A 19,575-nucleotide genomic window follows, 5' to 3' on the forward strand; every position below is an offset into this window, starting at 1 on the left:
GAGCCGCGTGTCGTCGACCCCGTGAAAGGTGTCCCATGAGCAGATCCTTCCTGGTCAGGCAGGCCGTCAACGCGGCAACCGCCGTCAACGCGCTGCGGCCCGTCCCGGGGATGCCGACCTCGATCCCGGCGTTCCTCAGCGGCTGGCTCACCTCGGAACTCGCGCCCGCTCAGCTGCTCGCCACCGCCGTCGACGCGGGCGTGCACGTGGCCCGGCACGGCGCCCGCACCCGAAGCGACCGGATCGGCCTCGCCCTCGCGGCGACGTCCGCCGCCGCCCTCGGGACCGGCATCGTGACCGCGCACCGCGCGGGAGCCGAGATGGCGGCGGCGCTCGCCGACATCGACGTACCCGCCCCGACGGAGCTGCTCGACTGGGGGGCCGCGCTGCGCCCCTTCGCGTTCACCCGCCCCGACGTCCGGATCGTCCGGAACCAGGCCTATGCGCCGGGGGGACGCCGATTCCTCGTCGACGTCTACCACCACCGGGACACCCCGCCGAACGCCCCGATGCTGCTGCAGATCCACGGCGGCGGCTGGGTGATCGGCAGCAAGGACCATCAGGGGCTGCCGCTGATGGCGGCGCTCGCCTCCCGCGGCTGGGTGTGCGCCGCGGTGAACTACCCCCTCTCCCCGAAGGCGGTGTGGCCCGACCAGCTCGTCGCGCTCAAGCGCGCGGTCGGGTGGCTGCGTTCGGAGGGGCCGCGCTTCGGCGGCGATCCCGGATTCCTCGCCGTCACCGGGGGCTCCGCGGGCGGTCACCTGGCGGCGATGCTCGCGCTGACCGCGAACGAGCCAGCCCTGCAGCCGGGGTTCGAGGACGCCGACACCGCGGTCCAGGCCTGCGTGCCGATGTACGGGGTGTACGACTTCGCCGGGGACACCGGCATCAAGGCGGTGCGGCAGCGGGTGGAGTCACCGCTCAGCGAGATGGTCCTCGGCAAGGGCGCCGCGTTCCCCGAGGCCTACCGGCTGGCGTCCCCGCTGGCCCACCTGCGCGCGGATGCGCCGCCGTTCCTCGTCGTCCACGGCAGCAACGACTCGTTCATCCCGGTCGCCGAGGCGCGGGAGTTCGTTCGACGGCTGCGCGCGGCGTCCGAGAACCCGGTCGGCTATGCCGAACTGCGCGGCGCGCAGCACGCCTTCGACATCTTCCACTCGATTCGCACCGACCAGGTGGTGCTCGGCGTCGGGGCATTCCTGGAGTCGGTGCGGGCGTCGGTGCGGACCGGGCCCGGTGACCTGGTCAGCGACCGAGTGGGGTGACCCCGGCGGGCGGGAGGCCCGCCGCGGCGGCGAGAACCTCGCAGAACGCCTCCACGTGCGGGGCGAGGGAGGGGCTCGCCGCGGTCCAGGACGCGCGCACCTCGAGCTGATGGGCCTGCGGCGGCCCGGCGATGTCCCCGTACCGGACCGAACTGGTGGCGGTGACGGTGCCGCCGAGGGCGGTCACCTCCTCGTGGTGGGCGGCGAGCGCATCCACCAGCCAACTCCAGGCGACCTCCGGGAGCAGCGGGTCGGCGGCCAGGTCCGCCTCCAGGTCGGCCTGGATGTACGCGACCAACCGCATCGTCCCGTTCCATGCCTCGTCGCCGGCGGGGTCGTACAGCAGGATCAGTCGACCGAAGGCGTCGCCCTCGGGCTCCTCGGCGGTGCCGTCGGTGTCCGGATGGCGGACCTCGGCGCCGATCGCGTAGCTGTACGGCGCGAGCCGCTGCGGGGGGCGGATCGGACCGATCTCGATCTGCGGATGGACCGATGCCGTGTGCATCGAGTCGACGGCGCTGCGGAACTGCGCTGGCTCGGCGTTGGGTCCGGACATGGTCACAGCTCGGACGGTAGACGGACCCCCGCCGTGGGCGGGGGAGGCGCGCCGGACCGGTACGTTCGTCCCGGTCCGCGCCGTCCGTTGGGGGTGCGGCGGGCGGATCTGGCAGCATGGCCCGCAGAGGACGAATCGGGCGACGAGCGTTGGGACACATGAGCGATCTGGAAGACACGAATTCGGCGATGACCAGCGGGGCGCGGTACCCCTATCGCAGGCACCTGCCCGACGCGCCGCTGCTCGCCGCGGCGACCGGGCGGACCCCCAGCCACCGCCCGGTGTGGTTCATGCGTCAGGCCGGGCGGTCGCTGCCCGAGTACCGCGAGATCCGCTCCGGCATCGGAATGCTCGAATCCTGCTTCCACCCGGAGTTGGTCTGCGAGATCACCATGCAGCCGGTGCGCAGGCACCGGGTGGACGCCGCGATCCTGTTCTCGGACATCGTGGTTCCGCTCAAGGCGGCCGGGGTCGATCTCGACATCGTCGCGGGCACCGGGCCCGTCGTCGCGAACCCGGTCCGCACGAGCGCCGATGTCGCGGCGCTGCCGCGGCTGCGTCCCGAGGAGGTCGGCGCGGTCACCGAGGCGATCTCGCTGCTGACCACCGAACTCGGCGACACCCCGCTGATCGGGTTCGCCGGCGCCCCGTTCACACTGGCGTCGTACCTGGTCGAGGGGGGCCCGAGCCGCAACCACGAGCGCACCAAGGCACTGATGCACTCGGACCCGAAGACCTGGCATGCGCTGCTCGGTGCGCTCACCGACACCACGATCGCGTTCCTGCAGGCGCAGCTGCACGCGGGCGTCGACGCGGTCCAGCTGTTCGACTCGTGGGCCGGTGCGCTGTCGCAGGCCGACTACCGCAGGTACGTGTTGCCGCACTCGCAGCGGGTGTTCGCCGAGGTCGCCGAGGCGGGCGTGCCGCGGATCCACTTCGGGGTCGGCACCGGCGAACTGCTCGGCGTGATGGGGGAGGCGGGCGCCGACGTCGTCGGCGTCGACTGGCGGATTCCGTTGGACGAGGCCGCCCGCCGCGTCGGCCCCGGCAAGGGCCTGCAGGGCAACCTCGACCCGGCCGTGCTGTTCGCGGGCAGGCCGGCGATCGAGCAGGAGGTCCGCCGGATCGTCGGCGAGGCCGACCGGGCGCTCGCGGCAGGCGCGACCGGACACATCTTCAACCTCGGGCATGGGGTGCTCCCCGACACCGATCCTGCGGTGATCACCGACGTCGTGGAGCTGGTGCACTCGCTGTGACCACGATCGCGGTGGTCGGTGGCGGCATCTCCGGCCTGGTCGCCGCGTACCGGCTGCGGACGACTCTCGGTCCGGACGCCCGGATCGTGGTGCTTGAGGCGTCCGACCGGTTCGGCGGCAAGCTGCGCACCGTCCCGATCGCGGACGGGCCGGTCGACGTCGGGGCAGAGGCGTTCCTCGTCCGCCGCCCCGAGGTGCTCGACCTGCTCACCGAGCTGGGGCTGAGCGACCAGGTCGAACACCCGTCCGGTGCGCGACCGTTGATCTGGGCGGACGGGCGGCTGCACCCGATGCCCGCGGGCACCCTGATGGGCATTCCCGCCGATTCCGGATCGCTTGCCGGACTCGTCGACGCGGCCACCCTCGCGCGGATCGACGCCGAGCCGACGCTGCCGTTGGCGTGGGACCGCGGCGGCGACGTCTCGGTCGCCGCCCTCGTCGGGTCGCGGTTCGGCGAGCAGGTGGTGCGCCGCTCCGTCGACCCGCTGCTCGGCGGCGTCTACTCGGGGCTGTCCGACACGGCGGGGGTGCGGGCGACGATGCCCGCGCTGGCGGCCGCACTGGACGCCGGGTCCGCCAGCCTCACCGCCGCGGTCCGCCGCGCCCTGCCGCCGCCGTCCACCGCCCCGGTCTTCGGCACCCTCCGCGGCGGATACGGGACGCTGCTCGGCGCGCTGCGGGCGGCGGCCGCCGCCGAGTTCTGCGCGCACACCACCGCCGCCGGGCTGCGCCGCGCGGGCGGCCGCTGGCGGGTCGACCCGATCGGAGAGGTGGACGGCGTGCTCGTCGCGCTGCCCGCCGACCGGGCGGCGACCCTGCTCGCCGATGCCGCGCCTGACGCCGCGGCGGCGGCAGGCCGGATTCCGGTCGCGTCGTCGGTGGTGGTGACCCTCGGGTTCCCGAAAGAGTCTGCGCTGCCGCAGAACTCGGGAATCCTGGTCGCGACCGGCGAGGGTCTCGCCGCGAAGGCGTTCACGCTGTCGGCGCGGAAGTGGCCGCACCTCGGCGCCCGCGACGCCACCCTCGTGCGCGCCTCCTTCGGCCGGTTCGGGGACGCCGCGATCGTCGACGCCGACGACGAGCAGCTGATCACCCTGGCCCGCGCCGACATCGCCACCGTCACCGGGGTCGGCGACCAGCCGGTCGCGTCGTTCGTCCAACGCTGGCACGGCGGTCTGCCGCAGTACCGGGCCGGGCACCTCGGGATCGTGGCGGACCTCGAGTCCGCGGTCGCCGGGATCGACGGACTCGAGGTCGCCGGGTCGATGCTGCACGGCGTCGGCGTTCCGGCCTGCGTCCGGTCGGCGACGACGGCGGCGGCACGGCTCGCGGCGACGGTGGCAGGATAGGGCCATGGCACGCCTCGACTACGACAAGCTCAATTCCACCCTGCGCTACGCGATGTTCTCCGTGTTCCAGGTCCAGCCCGGGGTCCTCGGTGAGGACCGCGCTGCCGCGGTGAAGAACGCGCGGGACTTCTTCGACTCGTTCAACGAGACCGACGTGATCGTCCGCGGGATCTACGACGTCTCCGGTCTGCGCGCGGACGCCGACTTCATGATCTGGTACCACGCCGAGAAGCTCGAGGACCTGCAGAAGCTGTACGCCGACTTCCGGCGCAGCACCGACCTCGGGCAGGCCAGCGACCCGGTCTGGTCGAACGCCTGCCTGCACCGTCCCGCCGAGTTCAACAAGAGCCACCTGCCCGCGTTCGTCGCTGGCGAGGAGCCGGGCGACTACATCTGCGTGTACCCGTTCGTCCGCTCCTACGAGTGGTACCTGCTGCCCGACGCCGACCGCCGCAAGATGCTCGCCGACCACGGCAAGGAGGCCCGCGACTACCCGGACGTGCGGGCCAACACCGTCCCGGCGTTCGCGCTCGGCGACTACGAGTGGCTTCTCGCGTTCGAGGCTCCCGCCATGGACCGGATCGTCGACCTGATGCGGGACCTGCGGGCCACCGAGGCCCGGATGCACGTTCGGGAGGAGACCCCGTTCTTCTCCGGTCCGCGGGTGTCCATCGAGCAGCTCGTCAACGCCCTGCCCTGAGCCCCGTCCCGAGCTTCCGGCAGCCCTGACCTCGGCGGGCCGCACCCGCGGTGGCACACTGGCCACCGTGGGTGCGCAGCCGGTCCGGCGTCAGCAGATGGCGCACTGGGGGATGTTCGAGGCGGAGGCCGCCGACGGTGACATCGTCGCCGTGCACCCGTTCCCCGGGGACGCCGACCCGTCGCCGATCCTCGACAACGCGATCGGATCGGTGCGGCACCGGGCGCGGATCGCCGGGCCCGCCGTCCGCCGCGGCTGGCTCGAACGGGGTCCGGGGCCGTCGGACCGGCGCGGCGCCGACGAGTTCGTCGCGGTGTCCTGGGACGAACTGATCGAACTCCTCGCCGGCGAGCTGCGCCGCGTCGTCGACCGGCACGGCAACCGGGCGATCTTCGGCGGCTCCTATGGGTGGTCCGCGCCGGGGCGGTTCCATCACGCGCAGAGCCAGGTGCACCGGTTCCTGAAGATGCTCGGCGGCTACACCCGATCGGAGAACACCTACTCGCTGGGTGCGACCGCGGTGATCATGCCGCGGGTGATCGGCACCCACTGGAAGCTGTTCGCCCGCGCCACGAACTGGGACGTGATCGCCCGCGAGACCGACCTGATGGTGTGCTTCGGTGGTGTCCCGCTGAAGAACACCTACGTCAACGACGGCGGCACCAGCAACCATCCGACCCGCGGCGCCCTCGACGCCCTGCGGGCCCGCGGCGGGGAGATCGTCTCGATCAGCCCGCTGCGCGACGACATTCACGGTGCCGCGCGGTGGCTGGCGCCGCGCCCGGGCAGCGACGTCGCGATCATGCTCGCGCTGTGCCACGTGCTGGCCACCGAGGGGCTGGCCGACCGCGGGTTCCTCGGCCGCTACACCACCGGATACGACCGGTTCGAGGACTACCTGCTCGGCCGCGCCGACGGGGTCCCGAAGGACCCATCGTGGGCGGCCGACCGGTCGGGTCTGTCCGCGCGGACGATCACCGACCTCGCCCGCCGGATGGCGGCGGGCCGCACCCTGGTCACGGTGACCTGGTCGCTGCAGCGGGTCCGGTTCGGCGAGCAGGCGCCGTGGGCGGGTATTACCCTCGCCGCGATGCTCGGCCAGATCGGCCTTCCCGGCGGCGGATTCGGCCACGGGTACGGCTCGATGAACGAACCGGGCCTCGCCCCGGTGCCGTACCCGCTGCCGACCCTGTTCCAGGGGCAGAACCCGGTCCCGGAGTCGATCCCGGTGGCGGCGATCTCGGATCTGCTGCTGCACCCGGGCGCGCCGTACGACTACAACGGGGAACGGCGCACCTTCCCCGACATCCGCCTCGTCTACTGGGCGGGCGGCAACCCGTTCCACCACCACCAGGACCTCGGCCGGCTGCGGCGGGCCCTGGCCCGCCCCGACACGATCGTCGTGCACGACCCGTACTGGACGCCGATGGCCCGCCACGCCGACATCGTGGTGCCGTCGACGACCTCGCTGGAGCGGGACGACCTGACCTGCACCCGCAACGATCCGCTGCTGGTCGCGATGCAGGCCGCGGTGCCGCGGTACGCGGACAGCCGCGACGACTACGAGACGTTCTCGCTGCTCGCGCACCGGCTGGGCTTCGGGCCGAGATTCACCGAGTGCCGCACCTCGGGGGAGTGGATCGAGCACCTGTACGAGCAGTGGCGCGGGTTCGTGCTCGCCGACGGCGGCGAGGCACCGGAGTTCGACGACTTCTGGGCGCGCGGCCACGTGCGGATGCGCACCGAGGACGAGCTGACGCTGTTCGAGGACTTCCGTGCCGACCCGGATCGCAACGCGCTGCGGACCCCGAGCGGGCGGATCGAGGTCTTCTCCGCCGACATCGACGGCTTCGGCTACGACGACTGTGCCGGCCACCCCACCTGGTACGAGCCCGAGGAGTGGCTCGGCGGCGACCGGGCGCGGCGATTCCCCCTGCACCTGATCGCGAACCAGCCGCGGACCAGACTGCACGGCCAACTCGACCACGGGCCGGTCAGTCAGGCGTCGAAGATCCGTGGCCGCGAACCGATCCGGATGCACCCCGACGCGGCCGCCGCGCGCGGCGTGCTGGCGGGGGAGGTGGTCCGGGTGTTCAACGACCGCGGCGCGTGCCTGGCCGGGGTGGTGCTCGACGACGGCATGCGGCCCGACGTGGTGCAACTGTCGACCGGCGCCTGGTACGACCCGCTCGACCCCGACGACCCGACTTCGCTGTGCGTGCACGGCAATCCGAACGTTCTCACCGCGGACGTCGGGACGTCGAGGCTGGGCCGTGGCAGCACCGGTCAGCACGCGCTCGTGCAGATCGAACGGTTCGACGGGGAGCTGCCGCCGATCCGTGCCCACGACCCTCCGGTACTTCGTTTACGTCGGTGAACGACCTCTCGCGGGCGGGCGTCCCGGCGTAGCGTTGTCCGGCATGAACCGTCACGTGCTGTCGGGACGCCGCCCGCGAGCGGCCGCCGCCGCGCTGGCGTTGACCTTCCTCGCCGCGGGCTGCGCGGACCCCGGGAACGACACCGACACCACGACCGCCACCACAACGACCAGCGCGGTGGCCGCCCTCGACCAGGCCGACCTGCAGACGGCGCTGGAGGCGGGAGCGAAGGAGTTCCTGCTCCCCGGGGCGGTCGCCCTGCTGCGCACCCCCTCCGGCACCGTCACCGCGACCTACGGCAGCACCGAACGGGGCGGCGGCAGACCGGTGTCCGTGAGCGACCGCATCCGGGTCGGCTCCAACACCAAGACGTGGACGGCGACGGTGATCCTGCAGCAGGCGCAGGAGGGGAAGCTGGCCGTCACCGACCCGGTGTCGCGGTTCCGGCCGGACGTGCCGAACGGTGCGAACATCACCATCGAACAGCTGTTGAACATGCGCAGCGGCCTGTTCAACTACAGCGAAACGGCGGAACTGAACGAGGCGTTGGACACCGAGCCGCAGCGGGTGTGGACCCCCGAGGAACTGCTGGCCCTCGCGTACCCGCACCCGCCGTACTTCCCGCCCGGGCAGGGCTACCACTACTCGAACACCAACTACGTGCTGCTCGGCCTGATCGCCGAACAGCTCGATGGCAGGTCCCTCCCGGAGATCTACCGGGACCGGATCTTCGACCCGGCGGGGCTGACCGGTGCCGTCTTCCCCGCCGCCACCGACACCGCGCTGCCCGCCCCGTACTCGCGCGGCTACTTCTACGGCAGCAACGTCCTGACCATGCACGACCCGGCGCTGCCCGCCGACATGCAGGCCGCTGCCAGGGACGGCAGCCTGGCACCGCAGGACGTCACCGAGCACAACCCGTCCTGGACGTGGGCGGCGGGCCAGGGCATCGCCACCGCCGACGACCTCGCCACCTGGGCCGAGGCACTGACCGACGGCACCGTCCTCGACCCCGACATGCAGGCGCGGCGGCTGGCCAGCATCGAGCCGACCGACCCGGCGAACCCGCAGGCCGCGGGCTACGGCTGGGGCATCGCGAAGATGGGCCCGATGTACGGGCACACCGGCGAACTGCCCGGCTACAACTCGTTCATGGGTTCGGACCCGGACCGCGACGTCACCCTCGTCGTGTGGGCGAACCTGGCGCCGGGCGTCGACGGTCGCGATCCCGCGTCGAGCATCGCGAAGGACCTGATCGAGCAGATGTACCCGAAGTGAGTCCGGCTACGGCGCGGGCACCAGGCGCAGCGAGATCGAGTTGATGCAGTACCGCTGGTCGGTGGGGGTCGGGTAGCCCTCGCCGTCGAAGACGTGCCCGAGGTGGCTGCGGCAGTTCGCGCACAGCACCTCCACCCGGCGCATGCCGAGCGAGTCGTCGGGCCGCAGCAGCACCGCATCCGAGTTCGCCGGATCGAAGAACGACGGCCACCCGCAGTGCGAGGCGAACTTCTCCGTCGAGGTGAACAGCAGCGCATCGCAGGCGCGGCAGTGATACTCCCCGGTGGTCGTGGTGTCGGTGTACTCGCCGACGAACGGCCGTTCGGTCCCCGCCTGCCGGAGCACCTGGTACTCCTCGGGGGTGAGCCGCTCGCGCCACTGCGCGTCGGTCAGTTCGAACCCGGGGCCGCGATCGGAGTCGGAGGTCATGCCTCCACGCTACCGACCGGCGGTCAGCCGACCGGAACCTTCTCCGGTTCCGGGGCGTCGTCGTCGAAGACCGGATCGATGCCGCGGTCGAGCCGCCCCTCCCGGCGCGCGGTCAGGTAGCGCGCGCCGAGCACCCCGCCGATCACCAGCAGCAGCAGGCTCCAGCCGAGGGTGGTCTTCATGTACTCGGCGGCCCGCCCGGTCGCCGGGAATCGGCCCGACAGCCAGCTGTCCAGGGTCATGAACCCGTATACGGCCAGCCACGCGGGCCAGTTCCGCATCACCGAGTTCCGCAGCACCACGGTCATCAGCAGCGGCAGCAGCAGCATCGAGTAGTACATCTGCCCGAGCGACCCGAGCAGGAACGACGCCGTCATCAGCACGCCGGAGGAGGTGGCGAGGAAGAACAGCCGATCGTCGCGGTAGTACCGGTACAGCAGCCACAGCGACACCAGCACGACCGCCGCGAACACCGCTCGCAGTCCCAGGATCAGCCACGTCGGCAGGCCGTAGTAGGCGCCGTTGCCGACGATCGCCGAGTTGAAGTAGTCCCGCGATTCCATCAGGTACGGCAGCGTGTGGTGCACGAACTCCATCGGATCGACCGCCAGCGGCCACGCGATCGCGGTCAGCACCACCGGAACACCGATCGCGGTGACCAGCGCCCGCCACTGCTTGGTCACCAGCGGCAACAACAGCAGCGGCGCGAGGACCGGTTTGATCGCGAGCGTCAACCCGATCGAAACACCGGCCCAGGTGTCCCGACGCCGCAGGAGCAGCAGCAGGAACGCCACCTCGCCGAGCAGGATCACCCCGTTGATGTTGGTGAAGACCAGCGTGTTCGTCACCGTCTCGCTGGCGAACATGCCCAGCAGCAGGATCGGCGCCGCCACCGAGTTCAGGGCCAGCCCGAACATCTTCAGCAGCAGGTATCCCGCGATGATCACCGCGACCGCGTTACCGAGAATGAACAACCAGCGGGACCGCTCCGGGTCGATGATCGCGATCGGCGACAGCAGCAGGGTGCCGCTCGGCGCATACAGGTAGTGCGGGTCCACCCAATTGAAGTTCGCGGTGTATACCGGCTGCCGGTTCAGGAACGCCAGCGCCGCCCGATACACCGTGGTGAAGTCGTCCGTCCGCGCCCCATTCACGGCCTTGACGAGCACCCGGTGCAGGACCGTCATGATCGCGAGCGGCCACAGCGCGAACGTCACCACCTCGGCCGTCGTCCGGGCGGTGCGGGGTTCGAGCTGTCGAAGGAACACCGTGGCACGGTACCCGACCGGGGGCGGTGAGCCGCCCAAGACACCCGTGACCGGCCGCAACTCAGCCCGGGCAGGCGCCGCCGTCCGGCGGAAGCACCCCGGTGTCGGCGTAGCCCGAGACGGCGAGCTGCACGCAGTCGGAGTGCGCGAGCGCGGGATGCCCCGAGCCGAGCCACGCCACCGTCGCCGTCCGCGTCCCGACCGCGGCGAGCACCCCCGCCGCCGCCGACGCGCCGTCGCCAGCCACCGGGTCCGCGGCGCCCGCGATCGTCAGGGTCGCGCTCGTCGCCGCGGACGGCGCCGGGGCGGGCGGGGTGGTCGGCCACGACGCGCACAGCAGCATCGACAGCGCACCCTCGGGACCGAACACCGGGTAGCGCTCACCCCACTGCGTCATCAGCTCCCGGACCCGCCCCGGCGTCGGCCACTGCCGCCCGTCCGAGCAGCGCGCAACGAACTGCCCGTCGGCGAGGGTCGCGGCGGCGGCCGCGTCGATCCGCTGCTGCAGGGCAGCGGTGTCGCCGCGTCCGGCCGCGGCGAGCACGTCCGCGAACTCGCGGACCTGGGCCGAGATGTCGCCGCGCGGGGACCCGAGCTGGTCGGTCAGGGCGACCAGGAGGGCGTTCGCGGAGATCGGGCCCAGCTCACCGCGGCGCGCCCGGTCGGTCAGGTCGGCGACGGCCGCCGCCGGATCCGGGCCGAGCGCGCACTCGAGGGCAGCGCACTGCCGGGCGAACGCGGCGAGGGCCGCCTCCCGCCCGCGCACCACGGCCTCGGTCGCGGTGGCGGCGTCGGTGCCGAGCACCGACGGGGAGTCCAGCACCAGCCGCCCGATCGCGTCCGGATGCGCTGCCGCGTAGGCCGCGGCGACCTCGACGCCGGAGCCGGTCGCGAGCAGCCCGATCCGGTCCACCCCCCACGCGCGGCGCAGCTGGTCGAGATCATCGGCGGAGTGCGACGGGTCGAAGGCCAGTTCGTGCGGCTGCAGGAAGTCGGTGCACAGGGTGGTCGCGTCACGGCCGAGCGCGTGCACCGTGTCGACCGCGTCCCCGCCGTCGATCGGGGGCGGAGTGAACTGCCCGAGGTCGAGCATCGCCTGCCGCGGCATCGGTGTCCTCGGATCACCGCAGTCGATCGGCGTCGACGTCCCGATGCCGCGCCGGTCCACCGCGACCAGCGGACGCGAGGACAGCAACGTCCCGCCCGGTCCCGCTGCGAGCGCGGCGAGGGTGCCGGTCGACGAGCGATCGGAGCCGGACGTCAGCACCAGCGGGGCGGCGTCGTCCGGGGTCTGGGGAAGCCGGGCGCGCAGCGCGCCGAGGGCGAACGAGCCGGGCATCGAGCCGGACGGGTCGATCGGGGCCGCCAGCTCCGAGCATTCGAGCACCAGCCCCGGCGGGCCGGGCGGCAGCCCCAGCGTGCCCAGCGTCGACGCGGTGCAGTCCCGCCAGTCCAGATCGCGCACCGGGACGGGTAGTTCGGGCTCGGTGCCGGGCACCGTCCCGCTCGGCTCGGGGGTGGTGCCGTCGCGATGCTCGACCACGGCGACGTCCGGTCGGACGCTCGGCCCGGCGCCGCACGCGCAGCACACCGCGATCACCAGTGCCGCCAACCCCACTCTGCGCATGCGTCACAGCCTGCCAGGTCGCGGACGCAGCCAGCGGGTCAGGATCGTCCCGTCCCCGTCGGCGAGCACGTGCGCCCGCTGCATCGGCCTGCGGGTTGCATTCGGCGACAGTGCAATTCGTCCCGAGCCGCCCGCGGTCAGCACCGGCGAGGTGGTCAGGCACAGGTCGTCGACCGCGTCGTCGCCGAGCAGCCGCCCGAACAGCGACGGCCCGCCCTCGCAGAGCACCCGGTGCAGGCCGCGTTCGGCGAGCACGGCGAGGACCGACGAGGTCGGGACGTCGGTCTCGCCGACGACGAGGACCGTCGCGCCGGCGCGGGCGAGGGCGTCGACCCGTTCGGCGGGTGCACTGCGCACGGTCAGGATCAGCGGCGGGACGTCGGTGTCGGTCAGCAGTCGGGACGCCGGATCGAGGTCCGCGCTCGCGGTGACGACGGCAACTGGGGGCGCCGGTGCCCGGCCCGTGGCCCGCCGCCGGTCCCTGGCCGCGGCGTCGGGCCGCGCGCCGCCGTAGTTCTCGCTCCGCACCGTCGCCGCCCCGACCAGAATCACGTCCGCCAGCTCCCGCAACGCGACGAACACCCGGCGATCCGCGGGCGTTCCGAGCCCGCCCGAGGTACCGTCGGCGGTGACGGCGCCGTCGATGCTCGACACGAAGTTCACCCGGATCCACGGTTCGGTGAGATCGTCGGGGTACGCGTACAACTCGCGGATCGCGTCGTCATCGAGTGGTGCGCGCGCCGGTGTGAGTAATCCCTCAATATCGATACGCTGCATGGAGTCGATAACAGCACGTCGATAGGCTCGATGCATGCAGCAGCGCCTTGTCGATCGTAATCCGGTGGTTCACGCCGATCAGTTGGTCGCGCAGATGGTCCCGCCTGCGATGTTCGACGAGGTGAGCTTCGGGTCGTACATCCCGGACCCCAACGAGCCCAGCCAGGCCGCCGCCGTGCGCAAGGCCGAGGAGTTCGCGGGCAAGATCGCCAAGATTCGCTCCGGGGGCCGGCGCGGACTATTCGGCAAGAAGGCCCCGTCCACCGGCGCGGGCCTCTACCTCGACGGCGGCTTCGGTGTCGGCAAGACCCACCTGCTCGCATCGATTTTCCACAGCGCACCGAGCCCGAAGGCGTTCGGTACCTTCGTCGAACTCACCCACGTCGTCGGCGCCCTCGGCTTCAACAACGCCGTCGAGCAGCTGTCGAGCCACAGCGTGCTCTGCATCGACGAGTTCGAACTCGACGATCCGGGCGACACCATGCTCGTCTCCCGGCTGCTGACCGAGCTGTCGGCCCGCGGCGTGTCGATCGTCGCGACCTCGAACACCCTGCCCGGCCAACTGGGCGAGGGCCGGTTCGCCGCCCAGGACTTCCTGCGTGAGATCAAGAAGCTCGGCGCGATCTTCGAGACCATCCGCGTCGACGGCCCCGACTACCGGCACCGCGACCTGCCGCCCGCCCCCGAACCGATCTCGTCGGCGGAACTGCGCGAGCGCGCCGAGGGCACCCCCGGATCCACCCTCGACGACTTCGACGAGCTGTGCACGCACCTGAGCACCCTGCACCCGTCGCGCTACAACAAGCTGATTCAGGACGTCACCGCGGTGTTCCTGGACGGGGTGCACCCCGCGCAGGACCAGTCCGTGGCGCTGCGCCTGGTGGTCCTCGCCGACCGCCTCTACGACGCCAGCATCCCGGTCACCGTCTCCGGCGCGAAGCTCGACGAGATCTTCACCCCGGAGATGCTCGCAGGCGGCTACAAGAAGAAGTACCTGCGCGCCACCTCGCGCCTGCTCGCGCTGTCCCGGTTCGAGGTCCCCGCCTAGCTGCGCGCCGCGCCCGTGCGTGAATTTCACCCCCATCGGGGTGAAATTCACGCACAGTGCCGCAGGCGCATCCGCCGGGGCTCAGAGGATCCGCTGCAGGACGAAGTCGTGGTGCAGTTGGTCGCCGACCCGGAAACGTTTGGTGCCCGCCCGCGTGAATCCCTGCTTGGCATAGAAGCGTTGGGCGCGGGCGTTCTCCTGGTTGACCCCGAGCCACACCCCGGCGAGACCGGCGCCGCGCGCCGCCGCCACCGCGGCGTCCATCAGCCGGTGCGACACTCCCTCGCCGTGATGGCCGGGAAGCACGTAGAGCTTGCTGAGCTCCACGGTCGGGAGCGCCGTCACCGCACCCCGCACATCGGGGTCGTCGGGCAGGCCGTCGACGAGCATCGCGTACCCGACGATCGTCCCGCCGGTGACGGCCTTGAGCACGGTCCGGTCGGGGTCGTCGAGGTAGTCGGCGAACCGCTGGGCGGACAACACGGTGGCGAGGAAGTCGTCGACGTCGGCGGCGGTGACCGACGGCGGGCATGCCAGCGGGAAGGTGACCGCCGCGACCGCGGCGAGCTCCGCCGCGTCGGAGGAGACGGCGGGGGAGACGGTGACGGTCACAGCCGTGCCACCGTGTCCTTCGCCTGGCGCAGGCTCATGCCGGTGTGCTCGCACAGCATGCGCGCAGCCTTGCCGTCCTTGCCCTCGGACTTGAGCGCGCGCAGCGCGGGGGCGAGATCCGACCAGCCTCCGGTGGGGGGCGCACTGTCCGGGCCCGCGGTCGGCACCCACTCGCCGCGGGCGACGGCGTCGACGGCCGCCTTCGCGTCGACCAACCCGAGGTCGGTGCGTTCCCGCAGCAGGGCGATCGCCTGAACCTGCTTGTGGTCCGCGACGAGCCGTTCGATCCGGTCCCGCGTTTCGAGGTCGAGTCCGCGGACGAACGCCGGGCTGTACGGGTCCGCGAGCGCGGTCTTTCGGCGGGTCAGCAACCACACGACGACAACGGCGACGTCGACGACAATCAGCATCACGATGAGCCAGCCCCAGTTCGGCATGATGCCAGTCAACCACCTCCCGACGCCGCGCAGGCACGGGGTCAGTGCACCGGATCGGCCGCCTGCGGCGTCGTCGGCACCCGGTCCGGCCGGAACGCCGGGGCAAGCAGGATCAGGGCGACCGCGAACGCGAGCGGAATCGCGAAGCCGATCCGCATGTTCGACAGCGCGGCCACCGCGCCGACGATGCCGCCGCCGATGATGGTGCCCGCATAGTTGAACAGGTTCAGCCGCGCCACCACGGCATCCGCGCGGTCCGGCGGCGCGAGCCGGCCCGCGGCGCTGAAGCAGAGCGGCGCGACGACCGGCGCGCCGAGCCCGACGATCAGGAACCCGACGATCGCCATCACCGGTCCGGTCGCGCAGACCACGACCACCAGGCCGACCGCGCCGATCGTGGCACCGACCCGGACGACGGCGATCTCCCCGTGCCGGCGCACCCAGAAGTCGCCGGTCAGCCGGGACACCAGTCCCGCGCCCTGATATGCGGCGACGGCAAGCGCGGCGGTGCTCGCGCTGGCCAGCAGCATGTCCGTCAGGTACAGCGCGGACCAGTTGCCGACCGCGAAGTCGATCGCGAAGAACAGGGCCATCGCGATGCCGAGCGCGAGGAACGGGCGCAGCGGGACCGACAGCGGTGCCGCGGCGGTCGACGGGTCCGCCGCCTCGCTTCCGGTGACCAGCAGCCGCGGACCGAGCGCGGCGGTCCCGGCGCCGACGACCACCGCCGCGATCAGCAGGCACACCCCAAGACCGACACCGAGTCCCGCGGATGCAGACACGAACAGGGCACCGACGATGGCGCCGACGCTCCACACCGCGTGGAACGACGACAGGATCGACCGCCCGTACCGACGCTGGATCGCGACCGCCTGCATGTTCGCCGCGGCGTCCACCATCCCCAACCCGATGCCGTAGCAGGCGAAACCGACGAAGAACAGGATCGTGGTGTGGGAGAACGCGATTCCCACGCCTGCCACCGCGATCACGGACAGCCCGACGCGCAGGGTGGTCCGGCTCGACGTGCGGGTCGCGACGAACTCGGCGAGCACGCTGCCGGCCCCCGCGACGAGCGAGACGGTCACGACGGCGACGACGATGGTGGTCTCGGTGAACCCGAACTTGTCCTTGAACTGGGGAAGCTGGGTCAGCAGCACCGCGAGGAAGAAGCCCTGCAGCGCAAACGCCGCCGCGGTCGCGACGCGGGCAGTGCGCTGGTCGGGCAGGGGATCGGTCATGTTGTGGTCGGTGCTTTCGCCGGGCCCGCGGGCGGGAATGGGGGAGCAGTCGGTCGTGCACGCATTGAAACACTGCTCTGGACGTGCGTCCAGGAAACCGTCAGACTCCGTCCATGACTGCAGCGCACTCCGATCCGACCTTTCCCCCCGACTTCCTGTGGGGTGTGGCCGCGGCGGCCTACCAGATCGAGGGGGCGGTCGACGCCGACGGCCGCGGCCGGTCCATCTGGGACGAGTTCTGCGACCGACCGGACACCGTGGTCGGCGGGGAGACCGCTGCGGTCGCGATCGACCACTACCACCGGTACCGCGAGGACGTCGCCCTGATGCGTGACCTCGGGGTCGGGGCGTACCGGTTGTCGGTGTCGTGGCCGCGCGTCCAGCCCACCGGCCGCGGTCCCGTCAACGCGGCGGGCTTGGACTTCTACGACCGGGTCATCGACGAGCTCTGCGCGGCGGGCATCGCGCCAGCGGTGACGCTGTTCCACTGGGATCTCCCGCAGGCATTGCAGGACACCGGCGGATGGCTCGACCGCGACACCCCTGCCCGGCTGGCCGAGTACGCGGACATCGTCGGCCGCAGGCTCGGTGACCGGGTGCGAATGTGGATGCCGCTCAACGAACCCGTGGTGCACACCCTCTACGGTCACGCGCTCGGCGTGCATGCGCCCGGCCTGCAACTCGGGTTCGGTGCGCTCCAGGCCGCACACCACCAGCTGCTCGGCCACGGCCTTGCGGTGCAGGCGCTGCGCGCCGCGGGCTGCACCAACATCGGCATCGCCTCCAACCACGCCCCCGTGCACGCCGCGAGCGACGACCCGGCCGACGTCGAGGCAGCCGACATCTACGACCACATCGTCAACTGGACGTTCGCCGACCCCGTCCTGCGCGGTGCCTACCCGGCGCCGGAACTCGCCGCCATCCTCCAGGGGCCGATCGGCGATGACCTGAAAACCATTGCGCAGCCGCTGGACTGGTTCGGCATCAACTACTACGAGCCGACGGTGATCGGTGCCCCGATCAGCGGCGAGGGCAGCAGCGGGGTGCTCGAGGTCGACCTGCCGCCCGGCATGCCGTTCCGCCCCGTCGCGATCGAGGGCTATCCGCGGACCGACTTCGGCTGGCCGATCGTGCCCGACGGGCTGCGGGAGATCGTGCAGACCTTCGGCGACCGCTACGGCGACGCGCTGCCCCCGATCTACATCACCGAGTCCGGCGCCTCCTTCCACGACGCCGACCCGGACGGGGAAGGCCGCGTCCGTGACACCCGACGGATCGACTACCACCGCGACCACCTGCACGCCCTGCGCGCGGCGCTCGACGCGGGCGTCGACGTCCGCGGCTATTTCGTGTGGTCGATCCTGGACAACTTCGAGTGGGCCGCCGGATACCGCGAGCGGTTCGGCCTAGTCCACGTCGACTACAACACCCTCACCCGCACACCCAAGGACTCCTACCATTGGTACCGGAACCTGATCCGCGCCAACCGCCCGGCGGGCGTCACGCCATGACCCAGTAGCCCGGTGTCAGGCCGTGACGGTGCGGTCCCGCGTCAGGCCGTGACGGTGCAGTCCCGCGTCAGGCCGTGACGGTGTCCAGGTCCTGCCGCCAGTCGTACACGACCACGGTGCGCAGCACGATGTCCTGAATCGACCGGCGCCGCGGGTCGACGACCACCCAGACCAGCCCGATCGGGAAGAAGACGCACGCCAGCGCCCGCAGCAGTGCGGTCGCCCAACGGACCCGCCGGTGCCTGCGCGTGGTGACCCGCAGCCCCATCGCTAGCGACCCGACGGTGCGCCCGGTCGTCGCCCAGCACCCGGTCAGGTACACCACCGACGTGCCGAGCCATGCCGTCACCGACATCAGCAGTTCGGGTGCGGGAAAGCTGAACGCCTGCGGCGAGAGGAGCAGTCGGACGAAGACCAGCGCGAGGTAGCCGAGGCCGAGCAGCGTCAGCACGACACCGAGGTCGACCGCCGCGGCGAGGCCCCGGGTGACGATCCCGGCCGGTCGGCGTTCCGGAACGGCGGGCGTCACCGGCCGGCCCCCTCGCCGGTCCTCGGGTACCCGTGATCGTGCCGGTCGCGGCCGAACAGGCGGCCGACGAAACCGGCGACCGCGTCGTCGGCCTGCATGCCCTGGCTGCGGACCCCGCGCACCGCCTCCTCGGACAGCGACCCGGTCGAGTCGCGGATGATCTGCGGCAGGTCGACGCCGTCGATGATGCGGTTCGCGAGCCCGATCAGGTCGAGGCGGGCGATGATCGCATCGATGTCGATGCGGGCGGCGACGGCGTCCACATCGATGCCCGCCGCGAGCACGTCGAGATCGAGGGTGGCGGCAATCGCGTCGAGATCGATCCGGCGCACCTGGCGTTCGAGGTCCACCGTGTCGACGATCGCGTCGAGGTCGATCCGGCGCACGATGGCAGCCACGTCCACCCGCGCGGCGATCCGGTCGACGTCGATGCCCGCGGCGATCAGGTCGAGGTCGACGTGCTCACGCACGATCCGGGTCAGGTCGACCTCGAGCAACGCGGCGGCCACCACCTCGCGGACGGCGCCGCGCAGCACCGATCGGCCCAGCTCCGTTGCGGCACCGAGTGCCGCGGCGCCGCGCTCGGCCGCCGTCGACGCCAGCGCGTCGAGGGACCGGCCAACGCCGGGGACGACGCGGGCCGCGCCGAGGACGCCGCGCGTGGACCACCGCAGCAGGTCGACCGCGCCCGCGGCGGCACCGACCGCCATCAGCATCGGGTCGGTCCGGCGCGGGGACCCGGCAGGCGGAACTCCCGGCGGCGGCGCATCGGCGGCGATGACCATGGCGGCGTCCTCTCGATGCGGCGATTGTCTGCACCAGTACATACCCGATCGGGCGGCAGGTCCGCAGATCGGCGCACCGGGACGCCGAGCAGGACCGACGACACCACGAAGGGCCCCCGGCATGCCGGGGGCCCTTCGTGTCGAACTATGGTGCGCGATACTGGGATTGAACCAGTGACCTCTTCCGTGTCAGGGAAGCGCTCTCCCGCTGAGCTAATCGCGCGGGTTTCACCTTCGTGCGAGGTGGAGACGGGAATCGAACCCGTGTGCACGGCTTTGCAGGCCGTTGCCTCACCACTCGGCCACTCCACCGCAGGGGTTGATCACCCTCTCGAGCGGATGACGGGATTCGAACCCGCGACCCTCACCTTGGCAAGGTGATGCGCTACCAGCTGCGCTACATCCGCATTGCAATCTCGGGGGCGTTGCTTCCTCCGGGCTGCGAGAAGGAACAGTAGCCCATGGAGCGCGCAGACCACAATTCGGCTGGTCAGGATGTATTTCCGGGGATTCTGTCGGCGCGCGTGCCTGG

The 19,575-nt window shown here is 71.9% G+C and carries 18 protein-coding genes and 3 tRNA genes; 8 read left to right on the forward strand and 13 right to left on the reverse strand.

All coding sequences use genetic code 11. The annotated features are described in order from the left end of the window. The first annotated feature begins 35 nt into the window (after positions 1 to 35). Entirely contained in the window at positions 36 to 1,265 is a 1,230-nt protein-coding gene (locus tag ACFWPA_RS09210; RefSeq protein ID WP_378509405.1) for an alpha/beta hydrolase, read from the forward strand. On the opposite strand, the gene ACFWPA_RS09215 is transcribed toward ACFWPA_RS09210, so the two are convergent. Further along, positions 1,246 to 1,821, reverse strand: a complete 576-nt coding sequence (locus ACFWPA_RS09215) for a DUF3000 domain-containing protein (protein WP_378509415.1) — start codon at positions 1,819 to 1,821, stop codon at positions 1,246 to 1,248. The genes ACFWPA_RS09210 and ACFWPA_RS09215 overlap by 20 nt on opposite strands. A gap of 158 nt (positions 1,822 to 1,979) precedes the next feature. Here ACFWPA_RS09215 and hemE point away from each other — a divergent pair, with 158 nt between their 5' ends. The 5 genes from hemE to ACFWPA_RS09240 all read left to right on the forward strand — a co-directional run bounded on the left by hemE (position 1,980) and on the right by ACFWPA_RS09240 (position 8,782). After that, positions 1,980 to 3,077, forward strand: coding sequence for a uroporphyrinogen decarboxylase (gene hemE, locus ACFWPA_RS09220; protein WP_378509406.1), 1,098 nt, complete (start codon positions 1,980 to 1,982; stop codon positions 3,075 to 3,077). Further along, positions 3,074 to 4,426: a protoporphyrinogen oxidase gene (locus tag ACFWPA_RS09225; RefSeq protein WP_378509407.1), complete on the forward strand. Its 1,353-nt coding sequence runs from the start codon at positions 3,074 to 3,076 to the stop codon at positions 4,424 to 4,426. Before hemE ends, ACFWPA_RS09225 begins: the two co-directional genes overlap by 4 nt. Positions 4,427 to 4,430: 4 nt before the next feature. Further along, a complete protein-coding gene (gene hemQ, locus ACFWPA_RS09230) occupies positions 4,431 to 5,126 on the forward strand; it encodes a hydrogen peroxide-dependent heme synthase (protein WP_378509408.1) in 696 nt (231 codons plus the stop codon). Between the two features lie 97 nt (positions 5,127 to 5,223). Beyond that, on the forward strand, positions 5,224 to 7,503 hold the full coding sequence (locus ACFWPA_RS09235) for a molybdopterin-dependent oxidoreductase (protein ID WP_378509416.1): 2,280 nt from the start codon (positions 5,224 to 5,226) through the stop codon (positions 7,501 to 7,503). Between the two features lie 43 nt (positions 7,504 to 7,546). Continuing rightward, a complete protein-coding gene (locus ACFWPA_RS09240; protein ID WP_378570049.1) occupies positions 7,547 to 8,782 on the forward strand; it encodes a serine hydrolase domain-containing protein in 1,236 nt (411 codons plus the stop codon). A 6-nt stretch (positions 8,783 to 8,788) separates the two neighbouring features. On the opposite strand, the gene msrB is transcribed toward ACFWPA_RS09240, so the two are convergent. The 4 genes from msrB to ACFWPA_RS09260 all read right to left on the reverse strand — a co-directional run bounded on the left by msrB (position 8,789) and on the right by ACFWPA_RS09260 (position 12,883). Then, entirely contained in the window at positions 8,789 to 9,211 is a 423-nt protein-coding gene (msrB, locus tag ACFWPA_RS09245; protein ID WP_378509410.1) for a peptide-methionine (R)-S-oxide reductase MsrB, read from the reverse strand. A gap of 23 nt (positions 9,212 to 9,234) precedes the next feature. After that, on the reverse strand, positions 9,235 to 10,479 hold the full coding sequence (locus tag ACFWPA_RS09250) for a glycosyltransferase family 87 protein (protein WP_378509411.1): 1,245 nt from the start codon (positions 10,477 to 10,479) through the stop codon (positions 9,235 to 9,237). 61 nt (positions 10,480 to 10,540) lie between these two features. Then, on the reverse strand, positions 10,541 to 12,106 hold the full coding sequence (locus ACFWPA_RS09255; RefSeq protein ID WP_378570050.1) for an alpha/beta hydrolase: 1,566 nt from the start codon (positions 12,104 to 12,106) through the stop codon (positions 10,541 to 10,543). 3 nt (positions 12,107 to 12,109) lie between these two features. Next, positions 12,110 to 12,883, reverse strand: coding sequence for a pyrimidine reductase family protein (locus ACFWPA_RS09260; RefSeq protein ID WP_378509413.1), 774 nt, complete (start codon positions 12,881 to 12,883; stop codon positions 12,110 to 12,112). A gap of 34 nt (positions 12,884 to 12,917) precedes the next feature. On the opposite strand from ACFWPA_RS09260, the gene zapE reads away from it, so the two are divergent. Further along, positions 12,918 to 13,931 carry a cell division protein ZapE gene (gene zapE / locus ACFWPA_RS09265; RefSeq protein WP_378509414.1) on the forward strand — a complete coding sequence of 338 codons (1,014 nt, stop codon included), beginning with the start codon at positions 12,918 to 12,920 and terminating at the stop codon, positions 13,929 to 13,931. An 81-nt stretch (positions 13,932 to 14,012) separates the two neighbouring features. Here zapE and ACFWPA_RS09270 read toward each other — a convergent pair whose 3' ends face one another. The 3 genes from ACFWPA_RS09270 to ACFWPA_RS09280 are packed head-to-tail and all read right to left on the reverse strand — an operon-like array spanning position 14,013 to position 16,218. Beyond that, a complete protein-coding gene (locus tag ACFWPA_RS09270; protein ID WP_378506207.1) occupies positions 14,013 to 14,543 on the reverse strand; it encodes a GNAT family N-acetyltransferase in 531 nt (176 codons plus the stop codon). Beyond that, the gene (locus tag ACFWPA_RS09275; RefSeq protein WP_378506208.1) at positions 14,540 to 14,980 is read right to left on the reverse strand and encodes a hypothetical protein; all 441 of its coding nucleotides are present in this window, start codon (positions 14,978 to 14,980) and stop codon (positions 14,540 to 14,542) included. Before ACFWPA_RS09275 ends, ACFWPA_RS09270 begins: the two co-directional genes overlap by 4 nt. Before the next feature lie 41 nt (positions 14,981 to 15,021). Next, the gene (locus ACFWPA_RS09280; RefSeq protein WP_378506209.1) at positions 15,022 to 16,218 is read right to left on the reverse strand and encodes an MFS transporter; all 1,197 of its coding nucleotides are present in this window, start codon (positions 16,216 to 16,218) and stop codon (positions 15,022 to 15,024) included. A gap of 113 nt (positions 16,219 to 16,331) precedes the next feature. Here ACFWPA_RS09280 and ACFWPA_RS09285 point away from each other — a divergent pair, with 113 nt between their 5' ends. Further along, positions 16,332 to 17,729: a GH1 family beta-glucosidase gene (locus tag ACFWPA_RS09285; RefSeq protein ID WP_378506210.1), complete on the forward strand. Its 1,398-nt coding sequence runs from the start codon at positions 16,332 to 16,334 to the stop codon at positions 17,727 to 17,729. A gap of 67 nt (positions 17,730 to 17,796) precedes the next feature. Here ACFWPA_RS09285 and ACFWPA_RS09290 read toward each other — a convergent pair whose 3' ends face one another. From ACFWPA_RS09290 to ACFWPA_RS09310, 5 genes are all read right to left on the reverse strand, one after another. Beyond that, a complete protein-coding gene (locus ACFWPA_RS09290; protein WP_378570051.1) occupies positions 17,797 to 18,258 on the reverse strand; it encodes an RDD family protein in 462 nt (153 codons plus the stop codon). Next, positions 18,255 to 19,043 (reverse strand): hypothetical protein, encoded by a 789-nt coding sequence (locus tag ACFWPA_RS09295; RefSeq protein WP_378506212.1) that lies wholly within the window; start codon positions 19,041 to 19,043, stop codon positions 18,255 to 18,257. Before ACFWPA_RS09295 ends, ACFWPA_RS09290 begins: the two co-directional genes overlap by 4 nt. Positions 19,044 to 19,191: 148 nt before the next feature. Continuing rightward, positions 19,192 to 19,266, reverse strand: a tRNA-Val gene (locus tag ACFWPA_RS09300). Positions 19,267 to 19,284: 18 nt separating this feature from the next. Beyond that, positions 19,285 to 19,355 (reverse strand) — tRNA-Cys (locus ACFWPA_RS09305). 22 nt (positions 19,356 to 19,377) lie between these two features. After that, a tRNA-Gly gene (locus tag ACFWPA_RS09310) sits at positions 19,378 to 19,450 on the reverse strand. Positions 19,451 to 19,575 lie beyond the last annotated feature (125 nt).

It is taken from the genome of Rhodococcus sp. NPDC058505 (assembly GCF_042720095.1).
Classification (GTDB): domain Bacteria; phylum Actinomycetota; class Actinomycetes; order Mycobacteriales; family Mycobacteriaceae; genus Rhodococcus_G.

Bases quoted from the DNA above. Each gene is read 5' to 3' on its own strand.
- ACFWPA_RS09210 (WP_378509405.1), top strand. From the start codon at position 36: ATGAGCAGATCCTTCCTGGTCAGGCAGGCCGTCAACGCGGCAACCGCC.
- ACFWPA_RS09215 (WP_378509415.1), bottom strand. From the start codon at position 1,821: ATGTCCGGACCCAACGCCGAGCCAGCGCAGTTCCGCAGCGCCGTCGAC.
- hemE (WP_378509406.1), top strand. From the start codon at position 1,980: ATGAGCGATCTGGAAGACACGAATTCGGCGATGACCAGCGGGGCGCGG.
- hemQ (WP_378509408.1), top strand. From the start codon at position 4,431: ATGGCACGCCTCGACTACGACAAGCTCAATTCCACCCTGCGCTACGCG.
- ACFWPA_RS09235 (WP_378509416.1), top strand. From the start codon at position 5,224: ATGGCGCACTGGGGGATGTTCGAGGCGGAGGCCGCCGACGGTGACATC.
- ACFWPA_RS09240 (WP_378570049.1), top strand. From the start codon at position 7,547: ATGAACCGTCACGTGCTGTCGGGACGCCGCCCGCGAGCGGCCGCCGCC.
- msrB (WP_378509410.1), bottom strand. From the start codon at position 9,211: ATGACCTCCGACTCCGATCGCGGCCCCGGGTTCGAACTGACCGACGCG.
- ACFWPA_RS09255 (WP_378570050.1), bottom strand. From the start codon at position 12,106: ATGCGCAGAGTGGGGTTGGCGGCACTGGTGATCGCGGTGTGCTGCGCG.
- ACFWPA_RS09260 (WP_378509413.1), bottom strand. From the start codon at position 12,883: ATGCAGCGTATCGATATTGAGGGATTACTCACACCGGCGCGCGCACCA.
- zapE (WP_378509414.1), top strand. From the start codon at position 12,918: ATGCAGCAGCGCCTTGTCGATCGTAATCCGGTGGTTCACGCCGATCAG.
- ACFWPA_RS09275 (WP_378506208.1), bottom strand. From the start codon at position 14,980: ATGCCGAACTGGGGCTGGCTCATCGTGATGCTGATTGTCGTCGACGTC.
- ACFWPA_RS09280 (WP_378506209.1), bottom strand. From the start codon at position 16,218: ATGACCGATCCCCTGCCCGACCAGCGCACTGCCCGCGTCGCGACCGCG.
- ACFWPA_RS09285 (WP_378506210.1), top strand. From the start codon at position 16,332: ATGACTGCAGCGCACTCCGATCCGACCTTTCCCCCCGACTTCCTGTGG.
- ACFWPA_RS09295 (WP_378506212.1), bottom strand. From the start codon at position 19,043: ATGGTCATCGCCGCCGATGCGCCGCCGCCGGGAGTTCCGCCTGCCGGG.